Here is a 19,509-nt window from a genome sequence, read left to right as displayed (position 1 = left end):
CGTCAAGCGAAAGAAGCAAAGGGAGTGTGACAGCCATTGAATTCCCCCCTCAGGAAGAAATTGCTAGGTCTTTTATTTGCCTTCTTTCTTTGTGTGATTAGCCAGGCCATTCAGCCTGTGCAAAGTTATGCTTCACTGCCGGATGAATTGCAGGTGTTTGCTGGCAGGCAAGCGGATGTCCGGCTCGCTGTACCTGCTGTTTCAAGCGCCGTTGTAGATCGTCCTGATATCGTTGGTTTGGATGATCAGGCAGCGATGCATGTTACCAGGCAACAACCTTTGCATCTTCACCCTCAACAGACGGGACATGCCAAATTAACGTTGAAGTTGTGGGGTAAAATTCCGGTCAAAACAGTCCATGTGAATGTGATACCGGATTTGCGTGTTGTACCCGGGGGTCAAACCATTGGTGTCAAAGTTAAATCGGCAGGCATTCTGGTGGTAGGTCATCATCTGGTCCATTCTGGGCAGGATGAGCGTGTATCGCCAGGAGAAACGGCTGGCATTAAGCTCGGAGATCTGATTACGCATATGGATGGCAAACGCCTTGATGGCGTAGCAGGTGTCTCTGAAGCCGTTGAACTTGCAGGTAAAAGTAAAAAAGGTATTGATGTTGTGTTAAAACGTGGTAAGGAAACGGTGAAGACACGATTAACTCCGGCGTATGACTCCGAGGATCAAGCGTGGAGGCTTGGATTGTACATTCGTGATTCTGCAGCTGGTGTTGGCACACTTACCTTCTATGCTCCCGATCAGGGCGTATACGGCGCACTGGGCCATGTCATTACAGATATGAACACACAAACATCTATTGTTGTGGGTAGTGGTCAGATCGTTCAGTCTAATGTGACGTCCATTTCTAAAAGTGAGACCGGTGATCCGGGTGAAAAACGTGCTCATTTCCTCAAGGAAAGCAAAATTTTGGGCAATATTGAACGTAATACGGCTTTTGGCATCTTTGGTAAAATGTCCGGAAATCCTGAGCACAGTCTGTATTCGAAAGGTATTCCCGTCGCCTTTTCTCATGAAGTCAAAGAAGGACCGGCCGAAATACTTACCGTGGTTGACGGCCAACAAGTTGAACGCTTCTCGATTGACATTGTTCATGTGGCAGATCAAACCGAACCAGCAACGAAAGGTCTGGTGCTTCGAATCACGGACCCGAAACTGCTGGATAAGACCGGAGGTATCGTTCAAGGGATGAGTGGCAGCCCCATTGTACAGAATGGTAAGTTGATTGGTGCAGTTACTCATGTATTCGTGAATGATCCAAAATCGGGTTACGGTTGCTTCATTGAATGGATGTTACAAGATGCTGGCGTTATGATGAAAAAGGAAAACGATAAGAACCTCAAGGCTGGCTAAACAGCCCTGAGGTTCTTTTTTGTCGAAAGCAAACATAATATATCGGATAATGAAATAAATTATTTATTATATAGGATCAAGAAAAAAAAATAAAGAAAAATAATTTTCGACAGGAGGAATTTAACTTGCTGTGTCGAAAATTTAACCTGTAAGGAAATGTACGAAACGATGTTTAATTTAAAGGAGGATACCGTTTTGCAAAAAATTGAGGTATTGCTGGCCGATGATAATCGTGAATTTACGAATTTGCTTGCCGAATATATATCTGAGCAGGAAGATATGGAAGTAACCGGTATTGCATACAATGGAGAAGAAGTACTGCAATTGCTGGAGCAAACTCGGGATGTGCCGGATGTATTGATTCTGGATATTATCATGCCTCACCTGGACGGACTGGGTGTGCTTGAGCGCTTGCGCGACCTGAACCTGTCTCCACAGCCTAAAGTCATTATGCTTACGGCATTCGGACAAGAGAATATCACACAGCGTGCTGTGCAACTCGGAGCTTCTTATTATATTCTCAAGCCGTTTGATATGGAAGTGCTTGCGAATCGTGTGCGTCAACTGGTGGGAACACAGACGGCGATGTCCACAAGCAGCGGATCATCCATGTTCATGAAATCCAATGTTGTGCCAATGGGCAAACACAAAAATCTGGATGCAAATATTACGTCCATCATACATGAAATCGGAGTTCCTGCGCATATTAAAGGATATCAGTATTTGCGCGAAGCGATTACGATGGTGTATAACAATATCGAAATTTTGGGAGCCATCACCAAAACACTGTATCCGGCGATTGCCGAAAAATTCAAAACCACGCCGTCCCGCGTCGAACGTGCCATCCGTCATGCCATTGAAGTGGCATGGACTCGCGGTAACATCGACAGTATCAGCCACTTGTTTGGTTACACGATCAACATCAGCAAGTCGAAGCCGACAAATAGCGAGTTCATCGCCATGGTTGCTGACAAGCTGAGAATTGAGCATAAGGTAAGCTGAAAGAGTCAGGAGTAGTGATTCGGCAAGGAAATTTTAAATCAGATTAGATTCTGGCCAAATGAATTTTGGCGGCCTATATGTGAATTCGTTCATTTCATGCCGATAAACTTCTATAATATATGCCAACGAATACCGTCAATTATTGGATTAAAAATATCCAGTAATTGACGGTATTTTAGCATAACGAAATAACACAGATCATGGAAAAATAATTTTATTTCATAAACTTTTACCTTCAGTTAACGCTTTTTCAAGTAGAAAGTGGTACGATGTGACCATTGACAAACACCTACATATATATTTAGGAAGTTCTTCGGATTAGATGCTACGAACAGAGGAGTAGAATAGTATGTTTACGCAAATAGGCGAGATTGCTGAACCAATTCCTGTAGTACGATCTGATACAAAATGTGATATCGTCTATCATCTTTTCAAGTCCAATCCTAGTCTGGAAGGTATAGCTGTTATGGGGGAGAAGGGTGTGTCATTAATGATGCGGCCTCGATTCTTTCAGCAGATTGGCACCCAGTATGGCTATAATCTGTATATGGGACGTCCTGTAGAACTGGTGATGAACACGCAGGCACTGGTCGTGGATTATTCTGAACAGATTACTGATGTCAGTGTTCTAGCTATGGACCGGGATGAAGGGGAAATATATGATCTTGTGTTGGTCACGTCAGGAGAAAGTTTCTTTGGAGCTGTGAGTATTCGGCGTTTGCTACTCGCTGTTGCTGATGTACGGGCTGAAATGGCGATTTTTATGAACCCACTGACTGGTCTTCCAGGTAATCATATCATAGATGAAAGGCTGTCTCAGGCTCTTCAGATGGACCATTTTAGCGTACTGTACGTTGATCTCGATCAATTCAAATCCTACAATGATAGTTACGGCTTCAAAATGGGGGATCAGCTTATTCAGGCGACAGCTAACTTGCTTCGCAAGCTATTTGTTCTCCCTGAAGCCTTTCTTGGACATATCGGTGGTGATGATTTTATTACAATCCTGAATCACCATGATTACAAACATATTAGTGAGGAAGTCATCTCAGGTTTTGAGGAAATGAAAAAGACATTCTACAACGAACATGATTGGCATCATCAATATGTTCTGGGGGAAGGACGTTCGGGGCTAATTCGGCCCATTCCTCTCGTGTCGGTATCGATCGCCGTTGTAACCAATAGCAAGCGAAAATATGAAGACATAGATCAGATCATTGATGAGGCCACACGCATCAAAAAAGGTTGTAAAGCGATTGCTGGAAGTATCATCTGTGCAAATGATACCGCCAGTACTCCGTGTTAGAGCAAGAAATACTTATGCTAGATACAACTACTAACGTTAAAGATGCAAGAAAAACCGCTACTTATCAGGAGTTAGTCACCTGGTAATAGCGGTTTTATCATTGATGCGAGCCGAAGGTTGTTTAGCGAACGAACCACTTTAACCTTCAACCTCATTATGTATACATATAAGTATGTTAGAGCAAAGGGTACTCAGATTCGAATATCGACGGATGGATATGAAGCAGCAGGAGATGTAGAAGCCGGAGTTTGCGGGCCGTTTCCGGATTCCTGATCTGTGGTTCCGCCATCTAATGGGTGCTCCTTACTTTCCGTTTTCTTTCCTTCATTTACTTCCTGATCTTCTTCTCCAGATGTTGCAGAGATAGGAGTTTGTGCTGCCTCTTTAGGTGCGGGCTGATGGATCTCTTTCACCAGATCCCCAATCTTTTGATTGACCTTGCTGAGCTGAGAATTGATGTCCTGAACAACCTCTCGTTTTGCCTGAAAGACGGTGCGTTCTGAGTTTTCCAACATCATTGATTTGCCGGGATCGAGATCATTTGTAGGAGGATTAATCTCCAGAACGAGTCGGTCGAATCGGGTCTCTCCTTCAGTGGTCTGGATGGAGCCCTGCATGCGATCACGCAAACCGACCAGCTTACCCAATTGATCATAAGTCTGACTATGCTTGATCAGGTGATCCAGTGAAGGGGCTTGTGTCTCGTCGGTTGGTTTGGGTTGTTGCTGTTGAGTCTTTTCGGGCTGTCTTAATTTGTTCTTTTCTTGCAATTCTTCAGCTTTAATTTGGGCAATCTGGCTGTCGATCTGTGATATGGAGCTTGTTAGGGATTTAATTCGCTGAGCTTTGGTTTTGGTATCCAACTCGTCATTGGTTTTTACACCTTGCATTTCTTCATTGAGCCGGATCTTCTGCTGCATGAGTCCCTGAATTTCTTTATCCCGACTGGAGACTTGATTCCCCGGAGTGAAACTGCTTTTGGTTGCAGATGAGATTGAATTCATATCCTCTGTTCTCCTTCTACTCTTTATCATGGTTCTATTTACATATATCGGATGTTAAGAGAAGGATTTGAATAGCTCTTTTTCGTCTGAATGGAATCATTTACATCGGTTGTATTGCGTACTTCATCATAATAATTGATAATGGTTATCAATAAGTGAGTAGAGTACAGACACAATTTATGTAGACGGAGATGGGTTAGCAAAATGTGGAATGATTATTATATCCTCTGGAACTATGCTGCGGTGAGTATATCAGATATCCGTTACATGGAATTAGAGTCATATGAAAAGATGAAATACAAATTTCCGACAAGTACCTTTGTACTCACCATTCAGGGTGATGCTGGAGTGACGATTGACAATCAAACATATGAAGTGAGTCGCTTTTATATTTTCCATGGGGGAAAAGGGAGTAAGTTGGTGATTCAAGCAGGCGAATCCGGATTGCGCCTATATTACTTGATGTATAAAGCAAACCTGCCTAGTGGAGGGAGAAACGATCTGGGAAGGTTAATGGAGCGAATCAATCCGTTCCAAATGAACTATGGCTTTACCCCCGATATGCCAACCATTCTATATGAGCAATGGAAAAAGATGCACTTTTTGTGGGATCAAAAGAACCCTATTCAGCACTTTCAGGCCAAGAGTTTGTTCTATGCATTTGTGGAGCAGGTATCGTCACAGATTCCTCGTGTATCCAATCGTTATCCAAGTATCATGGATCAGGTCAGCAAAGTCATTGAAATTGTAGAGTCTTCCTACACCCAGCCACTTACACTTCATGTTTTGGCAGAAATGATCGGCACCAGCCCAAGAAGTTTGTCACGAAAGTTCAAGCAGTCGACTGGAACCAGTCCCATCGATTATCTGATTCAGTTTCGTTTGTTCAAAGCCAAGGAGATGTTGCTGCAAACAGACGCCACGTTGGATGAAATCGCTGTAGGAATCGGTTATCCTGATGGATATTATTTGGGACGTATGTTCAAGAAACATACCGGTCTTTCTCCTCTGCAATTCAAAGAAAAGAAATCAGCACCCCTATATTGGCCTGATCAGACATCATGTGTGGCGCGAAATGACATTTTCAGAGGTGGAAGTGGAAGGTATGTTTATACTGATGGTGATAATCATTATCAATATAAGCATGGAGGGTCAAACAATATGAACAGACAGACAAGTACGGGAATGCTGCTTAGTATTCTATTAAGTCTCACATTACTGTTAAGTGCCTGCTCTACAGGTGTTGCCAGTAATTCAAGCGGGGATGCGTCCGGAAGCAATAATACGTCAAGTTCCACGAAGACAGTAACAACGGAGAATCAAAGCAAATCATCGGAACCCCGCACAGTTTCAACAGTTAAGGGAGATATTACAATCCCCGATGAACCTAAACGGATTGTGGTTGACTTGTATCTGGGAAGCCTGATTGTCTTGGGGATCAAACCTGTGGGTACACCCGAGTTGAATCTTAAGAATCCTTATTTTATCAAATCACTTGAGGGCGTGCAAAATATTGGTGAATACGAAACCATCTCTCTCGAAAAGGTATTGGAACTTGAACCAGATCTAATTGTGACAGGTAATCCTGATTTATTTGATTCCTTTAGCAAAATAGCACCAACCCTGGTTGTTCCTTTTGGTGAATTGAAAAACACCCACGAAGAGATTACCTATTTTGGTGAAGTGTTGAATAAAGAAAAAGAAGCTGAGGCTTGGTTAGCCGATTATGATGCAAGAATTGCAGATGCCAAGAAGCGCGTTGGTGAGGCGATTGATCCAGCAGCCGAGGTGTCGGTCATGCAGTTCAATGATAAAGGGCCGTTAGCCTTTGGTGATAATTTTGGTCGGGGAGGTCAGGCAGTTTACAGCGCGCTTGGTTTGAATCCTCCTGCAGATAAAAAAGAGGTTTTAATGAAGGATCAACTGGTTGAAGTTTCATCGGAAGCGATTCCTGAATTTGCCGGAGACTACATTATTCTAACAGCAGACAATCTGACCCTGGAAGAGTTGAAATCCAAACCGGTCTGGAGTTCACTGGATGCGGTTAAGAATGATCGAGTGTTTATTTGGAGCCCGGATCGTTCATGGTACTTTGACCCGATTGCAACATTGGATCAGACGGAGGAATTGGCCGCGTGGTTTACGAAGATCTCTGAACCAAATTAAGTCTAACAAGTGATTGATGAGATGAAATACAATTCCACTCTAAATTTCAGTTGATAATGAAAATTATTATCATTTATAATAAAGGTATATTAGGAACCTCTGCTACGCATATGTTATCGGATGTGTGGCAGAATGATGACCTTTGTAAGGCTTTTGTTCCGGGTGAGACGGGGATTGGAGAGTAGTCGATGCAATTAGATGAACAGATGAAATGCTGGAATCATGCCGCTGTTAAGGTTCTGGATATACGCCGAATCGTTATGGAGGCAGGGGCACAACTGAGTTCCTACACACTTCCGGCAAATGGTTTTATATATACAATTCGAGGATCGGCTGTGCTTCAGTTGGATGGACAAACATACAAGGCAGAGCGGTTCTACATGCTTCATGGGGCCAAAGGATCTTCACTGGATATCCAAACCAACGAAGATTTCGAATATATTCTGCTCTATTACAGAGCATTCCTTGCCTTTCCTAGTCATCGTAAAAAGTGGTTATTGGCACAGCCGGAAGTTGCACCGTTCTCTTTGCAATATGGATTTGCACCGAGTAGTCCGCTGGGGTTATTACGTTACCTTGGTGAGCTTGAGGGTGCATGGATTCAATCTGGCAGTCTGGATCTGCTTCATACAAAAGGTTTATTTTACCAGTTCATTCATGAAATGATGGTTCAGTTGGCAGATCAGGAGATCAAAACAGAGCTTGCTGACCCGGTGAAACAAACACTTCGTTATATACAGAACCATTATAGAGAACAGGTCACGCTTGATTTCCTTGCTGAACAATTCAACTACAGCTCCCGACATTTATCCATGCAATTCAAACGACAGACGGGTTACAGTCCCATTGATTATTTAATTCAGACTCGAATCGCCAAGGCTCGGAATTTGCTTGTACGATCTGATGCAACGCTGAGTGAAATTGCAGCAGAAGTGGGTTATTCGGATGTGTACTATTTTAGTCGTATCTTCAAAAAACATATGGGGATCTCTCCGATTCAGTATCAACGAAAGATAAGAGAAGAAGCGAGAGCAGAGGATCGTCCATTGGTAATCTCTGAATCGTCCATTGGCCGAAGATGGAAGTCGGGATATATTGATTATGAGAATCATTATCAATATATAGACGGAGGGTCTACACCAATGAAAAGAAGAAAAACAAGTTCCAGTATGATTATGGTTGCATTGTTGAGCATAACGATGCTACTCGCAGCCTGCTCTTCAGGTACAGCAACAACACCAGTAGCTGGTGAAGGAACGGGTGCCAGTTCCAATAACAGCAGTACAGCAGTATCATCAGATACAGGAAGCCAGACGAACAAAGACAATGAAACACGCACGGTCTCAACGGTTAAGGGTGACGTAGTTGTTCCAGCTAATCCAAAACGGGTTGTTGTATTGTATCTCCAGGGGGATGTCGTTGCACTTGGGGTTAAGCCAATCGCTACCTCAGATGTATATGACGGGGCTGCATACAAGAGTGAGCTAAAGGGTGTAAACGCATTGGGTACCTGGTTTGAACCGAATCCTGAAGCTGTCATTGATCTGGATCCGGATCTGATCATTGTTCCTTCAGAAGAGACGTATACGTTATTAAAAGATATTGCACCTACAGTATATATTCCTTATGAGAAATTGACTACAGAAGAGAGACTTCATGATATAGCAAGTATCTTTGGCAAAGAACAGGAAGCCGAGACGTTAATCACCAATCTCAACAACAAAGTCGAAGAGAGTAAGAAAACTCTTGCAGATGCAGGCATACTGGACAAAACAATCTCCATTGTGGAGGGTGGTTTGAAAGGTATGGTTATTGTAGAGAGCAAACAATTTGGCCGTGGATCTCAGGCGGTATATGAGTACTTGGGAATGAAAGCACCTGAAGTCGTACAGAAAAAAATTGACGTGGTTTCGGACGCGGCAGGCTCCACAATTTCCATGGAAGTCCTTCCTGAATATATCGGAGACTATGTGTTTCGCTCTGTGTATGAAGGGGCAGATAACTTGACAGATAATCCAATATGGAGCAGCATTCCTGCGATTAAAGAAGGTCGTCTGATTGAGATTGATTTCGATTTCTTCTATTATTCGGATATCTATTCAATTAATAAACAACTTGATTTTGTCGTTGAAAAGCTGTTGGCGGCTCCAAGAGCGCAATAGTAAAGAGCGGATGTGTTCGTAGAATTTTTGTACAAGAAATGTTTGTTTTTTAGCCATTGTATTTTGATAAGATTACCATTACACTAGGATTTAAGTGATAATGAGAATCGATATCAAATACTCGATGTTCTGGATCGAATTAACGGAGGTATTTTTAATATGAATCAGCAGTTGGAACTTTATGATGTAACCATTATCGGCGGTGGCCCTGCGGGCATGTACTCTGCCTTTTATAGCGGCATGCGGGATATGAAGACCAAGTTGATTGAGGCACGTGACAGATTGGGAGGTCGCATGCTCTTTTATCCAGAGAAGATGATCTGGGATGTCGGGGGTGTGACGCCAATTCTGTGTGAAGATCTGATTAAACAATTGGAAGAACAGGCAAGAACTTTTGAGCCAACCCTCGTTTTTGAACAACAGATCGAAGGATTTGAGCGTCAACCTGATGGCACAATTCTGTTAACTTCTGCAACAGGTGAGCAACATTGGACACGTACCGTCATTATGGCAATCGGATATGGTATATATAAAATGGCCAAGTTGGAGCTTGAAGGTGCAGACCGCTATGAGGTTAGCAATCTGCATTATACCGTGCAGGAACTAGAACCATTCCGCGGTAAACGCGTGCTGATCTCGGGTGGAGGCGACTCTGCTGTGGACTGGGCGAATGAACTGGAAGCTCTGGCAGAGCAAGTTACGGTTGTGCATCGTCGTGACCGATTTGGAGGGTTGGAGCGTAATGTACTGCGTATGAGAGAATCCTCTGTAGATGTCCGTACACCTTACGCGGTAGAGACACTGCATAGTTTAAGCGGTGATGTGATTGAACAGGTGACCATTTCACACGTGGACACAGGTGAAACTGAACTGCTTGAAGTAGATGCTGTCATTGTAAACCATGGCATGAAGAGTGATTTTGGTCCAATCCGGGATTGGGGACTTGATCTTGGGGAATGGCATGTCACTACCACAGAGAGATTACAAACCAATATTCCTGGCGTATTTGCCGCAGGTGATTTTGTAGATTATGGTAGCAAACTGTACCTGATTGCGGGTACTTTCACTGATGCAGCCCTCGCGGTAAACAGTGCGAAGCTTTACATGGACCCTGAAGCAGAGAAAGTGGCTTATGTTTCTTCCCATAACAGTCGTTTTAAGGAGAAAAATAAAGCTCTTGGTGTTGTAGAAGAATAAATGTTTACATTTGGATAAGAGTAAGATGACTTCAGGTTAATCCCGAAGTCATCTTTTTTTGCATAAAATGGGTAATAAGAAGGCATAATTTCAACAGATACAATGGTTGCCGAATTGAATATACACTACCAAATGTCTATAATAAGCCTGAGAAACTGAAGAATAACAACTATATAAATTGAAATAATAATTTACACGATAACGAAGAGGACAGAAAAAATCTGAAAAAGCGAAGCGGGCGCCTAAAAGATTTCTGAAAGAAAGCTACATCGGAAGCATACGCTATCACCGGATTTTCCCTTGAGAAAAAGGGAATCGAAAAAATCTGGGGATAACAGCGATTGGAAGATTGTTCTGTCATCGTAGTGCCAGTGTAAATAAACTTTAATTCAACTTATATAGATACAATAACTAGATCAGAGTGGAGTGCAGCGTATGAAAAAGGGATCACAGCCACAACGAGGTTTCGCCTTCATCCAGCATTGGTTCAAACGATCTGATAAAAAAAAGATTAAATGGTCTGAAATATATCTCGCACTTGCTGGTACGCTTCATCGCTTGTTAGTTGAAGGGCGGCGTGAACGTTCAGCAGCCAAACGGCTTCATCAGGACTTGCCCATTAACGTGTTGGGCGAAATGAAGCTAGAGCCAGGGGATATTGTGTACACGCCAAGCTCGGAATCGACATATTATGCCGGGCATATGGGCATTATCGGTCTCGACGGCAAGGTGTATCATGTGCACCCTTATGGGCCTGTTTTTGCTGATTCATTAGAGTGGTATCTCACGCGGTTTTATGAAGGAGATCGCTTCATTGTATTCCGCTCCAGATTGAATGAGGCAGGAATGAAAGCAGCCGGGTGGGTACATGACCATTACAAGCAGGTGAAATTCTACCGTTTGCAGACCAATCTGCGCAGTATTGAGCGTAATTACTGCTCCAAGTTTATATATCAGGCCTATCAGTTCACATCGGGACTGGATCTGTGGAGTCGCAAATTTACCCGAATGAATCAGGGTTATATCTATCCATTTCGAATAGAGCGCTCATCAGAGCTGGACGTTCTGGGAACTTTTTATAAATAAGGCTGGAACCGACTAAAATACTGTTCATCCGAAACTAAGGAGAGCAGGTTCTGTCGGTTTTTTTTATACGTGTAGAGATTAAAAACAGGAAAAACGCTCAAAACGTCGAATAGATTATGAGATAGGCACGCACAACTTGGAATCGTATACATAAAAAAAGGCGAGATAATTTTTAGCCCACAGCACAAAAATGACTACGAAGTAGACGAACAAGAAAGAGTGAAGCGAGATGAAATGGCCGGGCTTCTTACAACGATTCCGACCGAACAAAAACGTGGTTAAGCTATCGGACTATATCCCAAAAAAGGAAAGGAGGCACTACTGTTCCATATGCAAGAAAAACGTTAAATCGGTCGTGCATTATGCAGCTCCACAGGGAAATGTTTCAGGTGTATGCAGTTCTTGTAAGTCTTTGGCGGATGAACGAGGAATGTTTCCCATTTAATAAGAAGAGATGCGCTCAGGAAATAAGAATTTTTTGATTTATGCGCGTTTTTGTAGTACATTAGCAAATGTATTCGAAGGAGGATTCTAATGTACTCAGGTAGACAAGACGATACTTTATACATCATGACCTACACCTTAAACAGCGGTATCAAGGGTACGGTTCCACTGTCTAATAAGCAGATTATTGAGTGGCTGGATTGCTACAGAAATGAGAAGCGCTTCGTGACCGAAATTGGCAAGGAGTTTTTTGGATTGAATGCAGGATTGGTAGCAGATTTCAAGGTTCAAAATCATTTATCGGATTATCAGCAGACCATTATGCCTACACAGCAGCAGGATAACCTGGAACGCTTGTCCAGTGCTTATAAATCAACCGAGTTATTAATGAAGATTGATTGTAAATGTGGCACGGCTTATGTGACGGAATCCCCATACAAGCGCACAAAATGGTACTGTACAAAGTGTAAAGAAATTGTATTTTTGGATGCCAAAAAAGGAATGGTGGAAACGTCGCGTGGTGACGCTTACTACATGACCAACAAATATTTTGTTTCCCGGGACTAGCGGGAAGTGACTCTGGAAGCATCGCTGCGAAGCGGTGCTTTTTTGTGCGATTGTTTGCTCTATAACAAAAAAAGCCCCAAGGGGCCTTTTTGGAAGATATCTAAGATCTTTTAGGAATTATGATGAGCATTCAACTTTGTGAGGAGGAATGAAGCAGCAACGACAGCGTGGCTCGTAAGCTTCTGAATCGCCAATCATGACAACCGGACCCAAGGTAACGGGCTCCCCATTGACGATACGTTGCGTAAAGGCTGCATCCGGGCTGCCACATACCGCACAGAAAGCCGAGAGTTTCTCAATGTCATCTGCCATGGCAAGCAAACCGCCGACATATCCAAATTCCTTACCACGGTAATCCATATTAAGTCCATCCACAATGACATGTTTGCCACAATACGCTAACTCCGAGACAAGTTCCATAATGGCACTGCTGAAAAATTGTACTTCATCAAATGCAACAACATCAGCATCTATGGTTTGGTTCAAGATCATTTCTACGGATTCCGGGGTTAATTGCCGGGGAATGGAATGGGCAGGGAGTCGATAACCAATTCGGCTCACGATCTCATCCTGGGCAAACCGATCATCCTCGGCTGGTTTGTAGGCCACAACCTTTTTACGGCCAAATTGTATTAATTTCTGACAACGGCGAATGAGTTCACCGGATTTTTCACTGAACATGGGTCCAGTAATTACGGTAATACGTCCTGTTTGCACGGTGCTGCTACTCCTCTCACATACGGGATTCAACAAAAAAAGCGACCTTTACAGAGTACCACAAAATCTTTGGAAAGAGCCAGAACTAATCTGCGCAGCTTTGTGTTACTATATGGATTGTTAAGGTATTGGTTACGGTAGCTAATTAACAGGAGTTGTGAAAAGAGGTGTTTAGTATGAGTGAAGCATTAACATCACTGCAAGCGCAATATGAAAGCCTGAAAGAACAGGGATCTCTAGATGAAGCGGCGCAGGCATTATTTGCAGAACTGTTCGCAGAAGCGGAGAGACTGCAGGCAAGTAACCTTACATTGCGTAGAACGATCTTGAAGTCTTCTCCCAAAGAATCACGTATGTCTACCAAACTGCGGGATGCCTTATACGAATGACCCGGAGATTACTCCGGGTCCTCTTCTGTCTTTAATTTGCGAGGGAATAGAATACCTGCTGTAATTCTGGCAATCATGGCAAAGGTGAGACCAATGCCTGCAAACATGTAGATTACGGTAAAGGCTTTGCTGAATCCGGTGGTTGGCACAAATTCAGGATGTCCCACTGTAGTCAGGGTAACCGCACAGAAGTATAACGCATCGATCCAGTGCAGACCTTCAACACGAGTGTAAAATAAAGTGCCTGACAGCAACGTTGCTGCCGTTAACGCGAACAGAGCCAGAAACTTGGGGTCTTTGAACGCATGGAAAATGCCTTTGAGCAATCGTTGTAACGTGATTAGAAATGATACCATGATGATCCATCCTGTCTATGTAAAGTAGACGGTGTGTTGTATAAACACACAAAAAGCCCGGACTCATGGAGTCCTTCCGGGCGTCTCTGCTTTTTCGGGTACACTTTTGGACCGGAAACGGGGACCTACATAATTACGCTTGCGGTCACGGAACAAGATCCAGCCTCCCAGAAAACTCATACCTGCGGCAAAAAGGACAAGTCCACCGCCAAAGGAGAGCCATTGGAAACCTGGTGAAATTAGTTCGTTCCCGTGCTCGGCATAATATAGGAACAGGGCATCTTTCATCATCAGAAAACCCTTCATTGCCATTAAACCGGGGATGACCAGAACAACAATTGCCAAAAATCGCGCAAAGACCAATCTTGTATTCATGAGCATTATACCCTTTCTGCCAAAGTCGACATTAAATAAAGGTTACGCTTACAGATCATACCTGATTCCATCATAGCTTGGAATGCATAGGCTGTCCATGTGTGATTGCTTCAAACTTTGAGTTGACCGCTCAAGGAGAGTACAATGGCATATAGAGGGTATAAGCCAAACCATGATTTAAGCCATCATAAATGATATTGAAATTTGATTCATAGAGGAGAGCATGAGAGATGCCAATTACATGTGATGTTGCAATTCTTGGAGGAGGAACCGGTGGATATGTAGCCGCGATCCGGGCTGCACAGCTGGGAAAACAGGTCGTTATTATTGAGAAGGACAAGCTTGGCGGTACCTGTCTGCATCGTGGCTGTATTCCGAGTAAAGCTTTGCTGAAAAGTGCGGAAGTATACGCCGAAATCCAGGAGAGCGAGACGTATGGTATCGAGACAGCTGGAGCTACACTTGTATTTCCCAAAGTACAGGCGCGCAAGGATGCAATTGTCGAACAGCTCCATCAGGGCGTTCAGTATTTGATGAAAAAAAATAAAATCCAGGTTGTACACGCGAAAGGTCGCGTCATCGGACCATCCATCTTCTCACCGCAGAGCGGAGCAGTCGCTGTGGAGTTTGAAGATGGCGAGATGGATACGGTTGTTCCGACCAATCTCATTATTGCTACTGGTTCACGCCCTCGTGTGTTGCCGGGCCTGGAACCGGACGGAAAATACATAATGAGCAGCGACGAAGCCCTGCGTATGGATGAACTTCCTGCATCACTCATTATTGTCGGTGGGGGTGTGATTGGACTGGAGTGGGCATCCATGCTGAATGACTTTGGCGTAGATATCACAGTCGTAGAAGCAGCTGCTCACGTGTTGCCTGCCGAGGATGAGGATGTTGCCAGAGAAATGCAGCGATTGCTCGGCAAACGAGGTGTTCGTTTCCTGACAGGTGCCACCGTTCTAACCGAAACATATAACGCGGATCAAGAGGGCATCCAGATTGATGTGCAGCTTGGTGAAGATAAGCAGGAGACGCTGAGAGCGGAGAAAATGCTCGTGTCGGTTGGACGTCAGGCTAATGTCGAAAATATCGGACTCGAAAATACAGATATCAAACTGGAGCGTGGGTTCATCGCTGTGAACAAACAGTTACAGACCGGTGAAGGTCACATCTACGCCATTGGTGACTGCATCGGCGGTTTGCAGCTTGCACATGCCGCAAGTCATGAAGGCATTCTCGCTGTTGATCATCTGGCGGGCGAAACGGTACATGCTGTAGAATCCCACCGTATCCCGCGCTGTGTCTACACACGTCCGGAAGCAGCAAGCATCGGATTCACCGAGCGTGAAGCCAAAGAACGTGGCTATGACATCAAAACAGGGAAGTTCCCATTTTCGGCCATTGGCAAATCGCTTATTCACGGAAGTCGGGATGGATTCGTGAAGGTGATTGCAGAAGCCAAGACGAATGATATATTGGGGGTACATATGATTGGCACCCATGTAACGGAATTAATCGCTGAGGCTTCTCTGGCTCAGATGCTGGATGCCACACCTTGGGAAGTCGGACAAACCATCCATCCGCACCCTTCTCTGTCGGAAATTATGGGTGAAGCCATGCTGGCGGTCGATGGAAAGGCCATTGGGATGTAAGCCAAACAAGCTTATGAGAAAGGTCCTTTCCTTTTTTGGGTAAAAGGGATTATAATAAGGTTAAGCCAAGTCTTAGTACCAGGTTATAAGATCGGGTAGTAAGTATGGCGCAGGCTCTGATTAAAAGGAGGTACCTCATATGAGTTCACAAGGTACTGCAGACGCGGTCCACCGGCATCAACAGCTGGGACTTAGCGATGGTGAAGTATTGGATATGTACAAATACATGCTGCTCGCGCGCAAGTTTGACGAGCGTTGCTTGCTCTTGCAACGGGCTGGCAAAATTAACTTTCACGTATCCGGTGTAGGTCAGGAAGCTGCGCAAGTAGGCGCTGCATTTGGTCTGGATCGGGATCACGATTATTATTTACCTTATTACCGCGATTACGGCTTTGTACTGGCGGTAGGCATGACTCCGCGTGAGTTGATGTTGTCTGCTTTTGCGAAGGCAGAAGATCCGAATAGTGGGGGTCGGCAAATGCCGGGTCACTTCGGTCACAAAAAGCTGCGGATTGTGACGGGTTCCAGCCCGGTTACAACACAGGTTCCGCACGCTGTTGGATTTGCGCTGGCTGCCAAAATGAAGAAGCAAGAATTTGTTTCTTTTGTTACGTTTGGCGAAGGATCAAGCAATCAGGGTGACTTCCATGAGGGAGCCAACTTTGCAGGTGTGCATAAATTGCCTGTCATTATTATGTGTGAGAACAATCAATATGCAATTTCGGTACCGATTCACAAACAGTTGAGCGGCAAAATATCCGATCGAGCACAAGGATACGGGTTCCCCGGACTGCGTGTAGATGGTAACGATGCATTAGAAGTATACGCTGCAGTGAAGGAAGCGCGTCGCCGTGCCATAGCCGGGGAAGGCCCGACACTGATTGAAGCGATGATGTATCGGTTGTCACCTCATTCCACCTCCGACAATGATCTGGCTTACCGGACCAAAGAGGAAGTTGAGGAGAACTGGAAGAAAGATGGCGTTCCTCGCATGAAGAACTACTTGATCGATTGCGGCATCTGGGACGAAGCCCGGGATGCGGATCTGGCTTCCCAGCTTGCGCTGGAAATGAAAGAAGCAACTGAATATGCAGACAACGCGCCATATCCGAAACCTGAGGACACTCTGACGCACGTTTATGCGGACAGCGAAGAAGGGGGACGGTAAGTATGGCAGTGATGGAATATATTGATGCAATCCGTCTCGCGATGAAAGAAGAGATGGAACGGGATGAAAATGTTTTTATCCTTGGTGAAGACGTAGGTCTCAAAGGTGGTGTGTTTACCACAACTAAAGGGCTGCAAGATCAGTTTGGCGAAATGCGAGTGATGGACACACCTTTGTCTGAATCCGCTATTGCAGGTGTTGCCATTGGTGCAGCGATGTATGGCATGAAGCCGATTGCCGAAATGCAATATTCGGACTTCATGTTACCGGCAACCAACCAGATCATTAGTGAAGCGGCGAAGATCCGCTATCGTTCCAACAATGACTGGAGCTGTCCGATTGTTATCCGCGCGCCGATTGGTGGCGGAATCTTCGGTGGGTTGTATCACTCCCAATGTCCGGAGTCGATTTTCTTTGGTACACCTGGTCTGAAAATTATAGCTCCCTACTCGGCATACGATGCTAAGGGACTGCTCAAGGCCGCTATTCGCGACCCGGACCCGGTACTCTTTTTTGAAAATAAAAAATGTTACAAACTTATCAAGGAAGATGTGCCTGAAGATGATTACATCGTTCCGATTGGTAAAGCCAACGTACTTCGTGAGGGTGCGGATATTACCGTGATTGGTTACAGTCAGCCGCTGCATTTTGTCATGCAGGCTGCTGAGGAGCTGGAGCGTGAAGAAGGCATTACAGCACACGTTCTCGATCTGCGCACATTGCAGCCGTTGGATCGTGAAGCGATTATTGCTTCCGCTCGTCTAACAGGCAAAGTGCTGATCGTACACGAAGATAACAAAACCGGTGGTGTAGGTGCCGAAGTTGCCGCGATTATTAGTGAGGAATGTCTATTTGAACTGGATGCACCGATTCAGCGTCTCTGCGGACCTGACGTGCCGGCCATGCCAATTAGCCCAACATTGGAGAAATTCTACATGCTGAGCAAAGACAAAGCCAAAGCAGCAATGCGTACACTTGCCGAGTTTTAATTTTGTTTTTTGGATCGTTTAAAAGTAAAGTTTGGAGTGATAATCAAATGGCTGAACGTATGAAATGGATCGAGGTCATTATGCCGCAATTGGCGGAATCGCTGGTCTCGGCTACCATAGGCAAATGGTTGAAAAAACCGGGCGACCGTGTGGAACAGTACGAGCCGATCTGTGAAGTAATCACTGATAAAGTTAATGCCGAGATTCCATCCACTGTGGATGGAATAATGGGTGACCTTTTAGTGGAAGAGGGCACAACGATTGCTGTTGGTGAAGCAATCTGCCGCATGCAGGTCGCAGCTTCTGACGAAGAAGCGGCTGAGCAAGTAACACAAGTATCGCAGCAACAGGAGCAAGTGCAGCCACATGCTAGCCACACTCCTGTTGCCGCCTCAAATACAGCAACACATGACCCTAACCAGCCGATGCGTAATCGGTATTCCCCGGCAGTGCAATCCTTGGCAGCAGAGCATGGCTTGAACTTGCAAAGCATCCAAGGCACCGGTGCCGGTGGTCGTATTACCCGCAAAGATGTGCTGGCATTTGTTGCACAGGGAGGTAACGCGGCTGGAACGTCTGCGTCTGCACAAGCAGGAACTGTTCAGCATACACCTTCTGGTGTGCCGTCTGCTTCTCCATTCAGCGGAGTGAATCGCGGAAATGGAGAAATGGGTTTAACCGCTGGAGAAGCGATCTCAGCGTCCGATGCAGGTGTTCCTGTGAGACATTCAGGCATTCATCTGACCGAAAGCCCGAAAATTCCACAGATCGAAGTGGAAGGTGGCGGCCAGGGAAGATCGGAGTATTTCATCGATGTTACCCCTGTGCGTAATGCCATTGCCCGGAATATGCGTCAAAGCGTATCGGAAATCCCGCATGCATGGACAATGATCGAAGTGGACGTAACAAATCTTGTGATGCTGCGCAATAAACTCAAGGATGAGTTCAAGCGTAAGGAAGGCATCAATCTGACATATCTGTCCTTCATGATGAAGGGAGTCGTTAACGCGATTAAAGACTACCCAATCATGAACTCGGTATGGGCAGTGGACAAAATTATCGTCAAACGGGACATTAACTTGTCCATGGCGGTAGGAACCGAAGATTCCGTACTTACACCCGTAATCAAACATGCCGATCAGCGAAATATTGCAGGTTTGGCCCGTGAAGTGGATGAACTGGCTCGCAAAACACGTGAAGGTACTTTGAAGCTGGACCATATGCAGGGTGGTACGTTCACGGTAAACAACACGGGTTCATTTGGTTCGATCCTGTCCCAGCCAATCATTAACTATCCGCAGGCAGCGATTCTTACATTCGAATCGATTGTCAAGAAACCAGTGGTTATTAATGATATGATCGCTGTTCGCTCGATGGCTAACCTGTGTCTGTCGCTGGATCACCGAATTCTGGATGGTGTAATCAGCGGACGTTTCTTGCAACGTGTCAAAGAAAACCTTGAAGGATACACCATGGAGAGCAAGGTGTATTAAGTAAAATAGTTGTTGGGAAAGTGTATGTGCCGGAGGCCGTGCACTTTTCCTGCTGTCTACGGACAGGT

The 19,509-nt window shown here is 44.8% G+C and carries 17 protein-coding genes; 13 read left to right on the top strand and 4 right to left on the bottom strand.

Annotated features, from left to right (window positions below; translation table 11 throughout):
- The first annotated feature begins 36 nt into the window (after positions 1–36).
- From spoIVB to MKY92_RS19440, 3 genes are all read left to right on the top strand, one after another.
- Complete coding sequence (gene spoIVB, locus MKY92_RS19450; RefSeq protein WP_105599530.1) at positions 37–1,365, top strand: SpoIVB peptidase; 1,329 nt, start codon at positions 37–39, stop codon at positions 1,363–1,365.
- Positions 1,366–1,560: 195 nt separating this feature from the next.
- Positions 1,561–2,367 (top strand): sporulation transcription factor Spo0A, encoded by an 807-nt coding sequence (gene spo0A, locus MKY92_RS19445; RefSeq protein ID WP_017687607.1) that lies wholly within the window; start codon positions 1,561–1,563, stop codon positions 2,365–2,367.
- 349 nt (positions 2,368–2,716) lie between these two features.
- Entirely contained in the window at positions 2,717–3,673 is a 957-nt protein-coding gene (locus MKY92_RS19440; RefSeq protein WP_339297340.1) for a diguanylate cyclase, read from the top strand.
- A gap of 191 nt (positions 3,674–3,864) precedes the next feature.
- Here MKY92_RS19440 and MKY92_RS19435 read toward each other — a convergent pair whose 3' ends face one another.
- Positions 3,865–4,677: a hypothetical protein gene (locus MKY92_RS19435; protein ID WP_339297339.1), complete on the bottom strand. Its 813-nt coding sequence runs from the start codon at positions 4,675–4,677 to the stop codon at positions 3,865–3,867.
- Positions 4,678–4,968: 291 nt separating this feature from the next.
- Between MKY92_RS19435 and MKY92_RS19430 the strand changes: the two genes are divergently transcribed.
- The 5 genes from MKY92_RS19430 to MKY92_RS19410 all read left to right on the top strand — a co-directional run bounded on the left by MKY92_RS19430 (position 4,969) and on the right by MKY92_RS19410 (position 12,299).
- Positions 4,969–6,843, top strand: coding sequence for an AraC family transcriptional regulator (locus MKY92_RS19430; protein ID WP_339297338.1), 1,875 nt, complete (start codon positions 4,969–4,971; stop codon positions 6,841–6,843).
- Between the two features lie 188 nt (positions 6,844–7,031).
- A complete protein-coding gene (locus MKY92_RS19425; protein ID WP_339297337.1) occupies positions 7,032–9,005 on the top strand; it encodes an AraC family transcriptional regulator in 1,974 nt (657 codons plus the stop codon).
- A 159-nt stretch (positions 9,006–9,164) separates the two neighbouring features.
- Positions 9,165–10,202, top strand: coding sequence for an NAD(P)/FAD-dependent oxidoreductase (locus MKY92_RS19420; protein WP_339297336.1), 1,038 nt, complete (start codon positions 9,165–9,167; stop codon positions 10,200–10,202).
- Positions 10,203–10,637: 435 nt separating this feature from the next.
- Positions 10,638–11,288, top strand: a complete 651-nt coding sequence (locus MKY92_RS19415) for a hypothetical protein (RefSeq protein WP_339297335.1) — start codon at positions 10,638–10,640, stop codon at positions 11,286–11,288.
- Positions 11,289–11,822: 534 nt separating this feature from the next.
- A complete protein-coding gene (locus MKY92_RS19410) occupies positions 11,823–12,299 on the top strand; it encodes a hypothetical protein (RefSeq protein ID WP_017687614.1) in 477 nt (158 codons plus the stop codon).
- A gap of 117 nt (positions 12,300–12,416) precedes the next feature.
- On the opposite strand, the gene MKY92_RS19405 is transcribed toward MKY92_RS19410, so the two are convergent.
- Positions 12,417–13,016, bottom strand: coding sequence for a thymidine kinase (locus tag MKY92_RS19405; RefSeq protein WP_062835251.1), 600 nt, complete (start codon positions 13,014–13,016; stop codon positions 12,417–12,419).
- A gap of 176 nt (positions 13,017–13,192) precedes the next feature.
- Here MKY92_RS19405 and MKY92_RS19400 point away from each other — a divergent pair, with 176 nt between their 5' ends.
- Entirely contained in the window at positions 13,193–13,405 is a 213-nt protein-coding gene (locus MKY92_RS19400) for a hypothetical protein (RefSeq protein ID WP_339297334.1), read from the top strand.
- Positions 13,406–13,413: 8 nt separating this feature from the next.
- On the opposite strand, the gene MKY92_RS19395 is transcribed toward MKY92_RS19400, so the two are convergent.
- Together MKY92_RS19395 and MKY92_RS19390 are read right to left on the bottom strand one after the other, a co-directional pair.
- A complete protein-coding gene (locus tag MKY92_RS19395; protein WP_036607883.1) occupies positions 13,414–13,761 on the bottom strand; it encodes a potassium channel family protein in 348 nt (115 codons plus the stop codon).
- A 63-nt stretch (positions 13,762–13,824) separates the two neighbouring features.
- Positions 13,825–14,136 (bottom strand): DUF2627 domain-containing protein, encoded by a 312-nt coding sequence (locus MKY92_RS19390; RefSeq protein WP_036607881.1) that lies wholly within the window; start codon positions 14,134–14,136, stop codon positions 13,825–13,827.
- 230 nt (positions 14,137–14,366) lie between these two features.
- On the opposite strand from MKY92_RS19390, the gene lpdA reads away from it, so the two are divergent.
- The 4 genes from lpdA (at position 14,367) to MKY92_RS19370 (ending at position 19,441) form a co-directional block, all read left to right on the top strand.
- Positions 14,367–15,791, top strand: a complete 1,425-nt coding sequence (gene lpdA / locus MKY92_RS19385; protein ID WP_339297333.1) for a dihydrolipoyl dehydrogenase — start codon at positions 14,367–14,369, stop codon at positions 15,789–15,791.
- A gap of 139 nt (positions 15,792–15,930) precedes the next feature.
- Entirely contained in the window at positions 15,931–16,959 is a 1,029-nt protein-coding gene (locus MKY92_RS19380) for a thiamine pyrophosphate-dependent dehydrogenase E1 component subunit alpha (protein ID WP_017687620.1), read from the top strand.
- 2 nt (positions 16,960–16,961) lie between these two features.
- Positions 16,962–17,948 carry an alpha-ketoacid dehydrogenase subunit beta gene (locus MKY92_RS19375; RefSeq protein WP_017687621.1) on the top strand — a complete coding sequence of 329 codons (987 nt, stop codon included), beginning with the start codon at positions 16,962–16,964 and terminating at the stop codon, positions 17,946–17,948.
- Positions 17,949–17,995: 47 nt separating this feature from the next.
- Entirely contained in the window at positions 17,996–19,441 is a 1,446-nt protein-coding gene (locus MKY92_RS19370) for a dihydrolipoamide acetyltransferase family protein (RefSeq protein WP_339297332.1), read from the top strand.
- The last annotated feature ends 68 nt before the right edge of the window (positions 19,442–19,509 follow it).

Origin of the sequence: Paenibacillus sp. FSL R5-0623 (assembly GCF_037974265.1) — a bacterium.
Classification (GTDB): domain Bacteria; phylum Bacillota; class Bacilli; order Paenibacillales; family Paenibacillaceae; genus Paenibacillus.
Note: the sequence above shows the minus strand (reverse complement) of the source record. Positions and strands in the feature narration are given on the sequence as shown.